The 5,731-nt window shown below is 67.8% G+C and carries 4 protein-coding genes; all 4 read right to left on the reverse strand.

Going from position 1 to position 5,731, the window contains the following annotated elements; genetic code table 11:
* Window positions 1-98: 98 nt before the first annotated feature.
* Window positions 99-1,586, reverse strand: a complete 1,488-nt coding sequence (locus EB084_18235) for an amino acid permease (protein NDD30199.1) — start codon at window positions 1,584-1,586, stop codon at window positions 99-101.
* Window positions 1,583-2,731 carry an iron-containing alcohol dehydrogenase gene (locus tag EB084_18240; protein NDD30200.1) on the reverse strand — a complete coding sequence of 383 codons (1,149 nt, stop codon included), beginning with the start codon at window positions 2,729-2,731 and terminating at the stop codon, window positions 1,583-1,585. Before EB084_18240 ends, EB084_18235 begins: the two co-directional genes overlap by 4 nt.
* A gap of 59 nt (window positions 2,732-2,790) precedes the next feature.
* Window positions 2,791-4,164, reverse strand: coding sequence for a glutamine synthetase (locus EB084_18245; GenBank protein ID NDD30201.1), 1,374 nt, complete (start codon window positions 4,162-4,164; stop codon window positions 2,791-2,793).
* 72 nt (window positions 4,165-4,236) lie between these two features.
* Window positions 4,237-5,715, reverse strand: a complete 1,479-nt coding sequence (locus EB084_18250; protein NDD30202.1) for an aldehyde dehydrogenase family protein — start codon at window positions 5,713-5,715, stop codon at window positions 4,237-4,239.
* Window positions 5,716-5,731: the final 16 nt, after the last annotated feature.

Raw genomic sequence — 5,731 nt, forward strand, 5'->3', positions numbered from 1 at the left:
TGACAAGCAGCACGAGAGACGCGTGCGTGACGAAGTGCGATGCGGGGCCCCAGCGCGCCGAGCCCCACCGTGTGGCGCGAGGCGTCAGCGACCGACCGTCAGGCTTGCAGGGTCTGGGGGGATTCACGCAGGAACTCCGGTCCTTGGAAGTGATGACGCGCCCAGACCACGTGGTAGACGCCGAGCACAAACAGGGTTCCGAGCAGGGTGTATCCCGTCAGTGGATTGGCGGGAATGGGGATGACGAGCACCACAGTGATGAAGGCGGTCCACGCGATGGCCACGGCATGCACCGGACGGCTGAAGCGCCCGAGATTCCAGGGCCCCCGGAGGGTCTCGCCACCAGAGAGCTCGTGCTTCCAGTCGAGCACCACGGGCAGGATGTACGACAGGTAGATGGCCACCACGCTGATGCTGATGATGGCGGCCAGGGCTTTGCTGTAGACCGCGGCGCCGAAGGCCGTGCCCACGGTGAGCCAGATGGCGGCGGCGGGCGTGCCGAAGCGCGGACTCACACGCCGCCACAGCGATGACAGCGGCATGCCATCGTCTCGCGAGAACGCGTAGATGGCGCGCGACACCGACGTGATGGCTGACAGGCCGCAGAACCAGGCGGTTCCCACCACGAGGGCCGACAGGGTCCAGCCGACCCGCGGGCCGAGGCTGCGGGTGAGGATGGCGATGATGGCGGGCACGTCGGTTCCGCTGGCGTCCTTGGTCGCGAGCACCCCGTCGATGGCGGGGATGGAGAGCGTGAGCATGATGATGAAGATGTATCCGAACACGGCCGACACCACCACGGCCATCACGATGCCCCAGGGCACGCGAACGCGCGGCTCCACCGTCTCCTCGCTCACCTGGGCCGACGCGTCGTAGCCCGTCATGGTCCACTGCGCCTGCAGCAGTCCCACGATGAATGCGAAGAGATACGGCTTGGGCGCGTCATCGCCGAAGCTCTGCTGAAGGGTGAGGAACTCGGGCGACTGGTGCGGGGCGTACAGCCAGAGGGCACCGATGAGGGCGGTCACGCCCACCATGTGCACGGTGACGCTGAAGTCGTTCAGCCACGCCACGAGGCGGATTCCGAAATGGTTGATCAGGCCGTGCGAGATCAATATCAGCGCGTACGTGGCGAGCAGGTTGAGAGAGGTTCCCTCCACGCCGATCAGGGGGAGGGCGAACTGCGCGCAGCCGTAGTCGACCGCCGCCACAAGGGTCACCAGCCCCACGATGTTGAGCCAGGCGGTGAGCCAGCCCCAGTGCGCGCCCCCCAGCTTGCAGGCCCAGTGGTACATGGCGCCGGAGGTGGGGAAGGCCGACGCCAGCTCGGCCATGCTGAGGGCCACGAAAAGGCTGAACGTGGTGACCACAGGCCACCCGACCAGCATCTCGAACGGCCCTCCCATCTTCAGGCCGAAATCGTAGAGCTGGGTGATGCCCGTGATGATGGAGATGAGCGAGAACGAGAGGGCGAAGTTCGAGAAGCCGCCCATGTCGCGGAAGAGCTCCTGGGCATAGCCCATGCGTGAGAGCTCAGCCGCGTCACGGCGTGCCTCCTCGGTCTCGCGCGTCAGCTCTTCGCTCACAGGGCGGCGAGGTAGAGGGCGCGGAAGTCGTCTGCGGTGGTGACGCGCGGATTGCTGGCATGACACCCGTCTTGCACGGCGAGGGGCACCATGGCGTCGATGTGGGTTTCGGTGACGCCGCTCTCGCGCAGCGTGCGCGGAATGCCCACATCGTCGAGGAGGGTCTGCACGGCGGCGAAGGCCCCATCAGCGGTTGCCTCGGCGTCGAGGGCGCGACCGATGTCTGCGAGGCGCTGCGGCACGGCCTGCGCATTGAAGCGCAGCACGTGGGGGAGCATGATGGCGTTGGCCAGCCCGTGATGCAGCCCCGCCTCTGAAGAGAGCGGGTGGGCCAGGGAATGGGTCGTGCCCAGCCCCTTCTGGAAGGCGACAGCGCCCATCATGCTGGCCATCATCATGTTCGAACGAGCTTCGAGGTCGCTGCCGTCTGCAACAGCGCGGCGCAGATAGCGCCCCACCAGGGTGATGCCGTGCAGCGCGATGGCATCTGCCATGGGGTGATATCCCCTGGCCAGGTACGCCTCCACGTTGTGGGTGAGGGCGTCGATGCCGGTCCACGCGGTCAGATGCCCCGGGAGCTTGACGGTGAGCTCGGGGTCGGCGATGGCGATGGTGGGCATGAGGAACGGGCTGAAGATGACGGTCTTGCGACTCGTGGCCTCGAGGTCGATGACCGTGCTTCGAGAGACCTCGCTGCCGGTGCCGGAGGTGGTGGCGATGGCGATCATGGGCGGCAGGTCGGCGCTGATGAGGCGGTCTCCACCGAGAAGATCGTCATACTCGTGCAGCGGGCGCGTGTGGGTGATCGCCAGCCGGATGGCCTTGGCTGCGTCGATGGCGCTGCCCCCGCCCAGGGCGATGACGCCATCGCAACCGCTCGCCTTGAACAGCGCCACGCCAGGGTGAACGCTCTTCTCGGTCGGGTTGCCCTCCACGCCGTCGAACACGTCATGGGGCAGGCCGTCGGCGCGCAGGGGCTCTGTGACCCGCGCGAGCAGCCCGGCGGCCACCATGCCGGCATCGGTGACGATGAGCGGGCGGGTCATCTTCAGGGCGCGGGCGTGCTCGGCCAGCTTCTCGATGGTCGCTGCTCCGAAGAAGACGCGGGTGGGAAAGCTGAACGCGGCGGTGGGAACCGAGGTCATGACCGTGGACATGGGAAGGGCCTCCTAGAAGAGATGCGTGGGTGCGTGAGGGGTGGGGGTCAGATGATCTCGAGGTAGCGGCTGCGCTCCCAGTCGGTGACGGCCTTCTGGAACTGCCGCGTCTCCCACCTGCGCGTGCGGGCGAAGTGGTCGACGAAGGCCTCACCCAGCAGCGCCTGCGCCGCCTCGCTGCGCTCGAGGCGGTCGGTGGCCTCGTCGAGCGTGCGGGGAAGGGGGCGGGCGTGATCCTCATATCCCTTCACCGTGGGCTCGCCCGGGTCGATCTCGTTCTCGATGCCGTACAGCCCTGAGGCGAGGCTGGCGGCCATGGCCAGGTACGGGTTGGCATCTGCGCCGGGCAGACGGTACTCGACGCGGGTCGACGACGGGCTGCCAGGGATGGCGCGCACGGTGGTGGTGCGGTTCTCGATGCCCCAGTTGGCGCTTGTGGGGGCCCACATGCCGGGCACCAGGCGCTTGTACGCGTTGATGGTGGGGGCCGACAGCGCGGTGAGCTCGGGCATGAGCGCGAGCTGCCCCCCGATGTAGTGGCGCATGGTCTTCGAGAAGCCTCGCGGGGCGTCGGCATCGTGGAAGGCCGGCGAGCCGTCGAGTCGTCGCAGGCTCTGGTGAAGATGGCCCCCGCAGCCCGGGAGCGATTCGTTCCACTTGGCCATGAAGGTCACGAGGCAGTCGCGGCGTGCCGCCACCACCTTCAGCATGGTCTTGAACAGCGCGGCCTTGTCGGCGGCGCTGAGGGCGTTGTCGTAGCGGATGGCGGCTTCGTACACGCCGGGGCCGGTCTCGGTGTGAAAGCCCTCGAGCGGAACGTCGAAGGCGCTCATGCTGTCGATGATGTCGTGCACGAACTCGGCGTTGGCGCCGCTCCGGGTGACGCTGTACCCGAACATGCCCGGGGTGAGCGGGGTCATGTCGAGGAAGTTCTTGTCGCGCATCGACTGCGCGGTCTCGCGGAAGAAGAAGAACTCGTATTCCGCCGCCATGGTGGCCTCGAACCCGAGCTTGCGCGCGTGCGCCACGACGCGCTGCAGCACCTGTCGCGGTGAGATCTTGAGCGGTCCGCCGTCGCGATCGACGAAGTCGGCGATGAAGAAGGCGGTGTCCGGCTCCCAGGGCAGCACCCGGTAGGTCGACAGATCGATGCGGGCGTGGGTGTCGGGGTAGCCCGTGTGCCATCCGGTGAAACGCGCGTTGTCGTAGAGCACGTCGGCGCAGTCCCATCCGAAGATGACGTCGCAGAAGCCGAAGCCGTCGCGGGCGGCAGATTCGAACTTGTCGAGGGAGATGTACTTGCCCCGCAGGACGCCGTCGATGTCGAACCCGCCGAGCTTCACCTTGCGGATGTTGTGGTCGCGCATCACCGATGAGACGTGCTCGAAAGATAGCGCCTGCAGCGTGGTTGCCTCAGCCATGGGTCTTGGGCTCGCTTTCCTCGTGATGCCGCCGCAGCGGACCGGGCTCGGGGAGGGGGCGCGGCGCAGCGATCAGCGCTTGAGCGAGACCCACACCGACTTCACCTGGGTGTAGCTCTCGAGGGCGTGCTGGCCCATCTCGCGACCGAAGCCGCTCTGCTTGTAGCCGCCGAACGGCGAGGCGCTGTCGAAGCCGTTCCACATGTTGATCCAGACCGAGCCGGCCTTGATCCGACGGGCGAGATCGTGCGCGCGGGCGATGTCCTTCGTCCACACCGCCGAGACGAGGCCGTACACGGTGCCGTTGGCGATGGCAACGGCCTCGTCTTCGCTGCTGAACCGCAGGCACGACAGAACAGGACCGAACACCTCTTCACGCGCGATGGCCATGTCGGGGCGCACGTCGCTGAACACCGTGGGCCTGTAGAAGAAGCCAGAGGCATTGGCGCCCTCGACGTCACGCGCACCGCCGCACCGCAGGGTGGCCCCTTCGGCCTTCGCCTGGGCCACATAGCCGGCGATGCGGTCGAGCTGCGCCTGTGAGATCTGGCTGCCCATGCCGGTTGCCGGATCGAGGGGGTCACCGCAGCGCAGCGTCTCTGCCTTCGCCACCAGGCGAGCGACGAAGTCGTCGTGGATGTCGGTGTGGAGGATGATGCGCGAGCCGGCGCTGCAGATCTCGCCCTTGTTGGCGAAGATGCCCTTGAACGCGGCCTCAACGGCGGCGTCGAGGTCTGCGTCGGGGAAGACGATCTGGGGCGATTTGCCCCCCAGCTCGAGCGAGAGGCGCTTGAGGTTGCTCTCGGCTGACGCCTTCAGAAGGGCGCGCGCCACCTCGGTGCTGCCCGTGAAGGCGAGCTTGTCGACGTCGTTGTGGCGGGCCAGGGCCATGCCAGCGCCTGCGCCGTCGCCGGTGATCACGTTCAGCACGCCGTCGGGAAGCCCCGCCTCGCGGCCGATCTCTGCCAGGCGAAGCGCGGTGAGGGGGGTGAGCACCGAGGGCTTGAGCACGACGGTGTTCCCCGCGGCGAGGGCGGGGGCTACCTTCCAGCAGGCCAGCAGCAGCGGGTAGTTCCAGGCCACGATGGCCCCCACCACACCCATGGGCTCGTACAGCGTGTAGTTGAGGGCGCCGCCCTCCACGGGGATGGTCTCGCCCTGAATCTTGCGCGCCCACCCGGCGTAGTAGCGGAAGACGTCGTATGAAGGGGGCAGGTCGCCGCGATGGGCTTCGGCCACCGTCTTGCCATTCTGCAGCGATTCGAGCAGGGCGAGCTCGTCCTTGCTCTGCTCGATGAGATCGCCCATGCGCCAGAGGATCTTCTCGCGCTCGACGGCATCCATCGTGGGCCAGGGCCCGCTCTCGAAGGCGCGGCGGGCGGCGGCCACGGCGCGATCGACGTCTTCGGGGGTGGCCGACGCCACGGTGGTCAGGCGCGCGCCCGTTGCGGGGTTGAACACGTCGTGTGGCGTTCCGCCGCCTTCGGCCGCGCGGCCGTCGATGAAGAGCTTCCCGGGCTCGAGGCGGGGTAGGGCGAGGGTCGAGGTCATGACGAGAGGCCTCCCG

The sequence above is a fragment of the Pseudomonadota bacterium genome (genome assembly GCA_010028905.1).
In the GTDB taxonomy this organism is placed as follows: domain Bacteria; phylum Vulcanimicrobiota; class Xenobia; order RGZZ01; family RGZZ01; genus RGZZ01.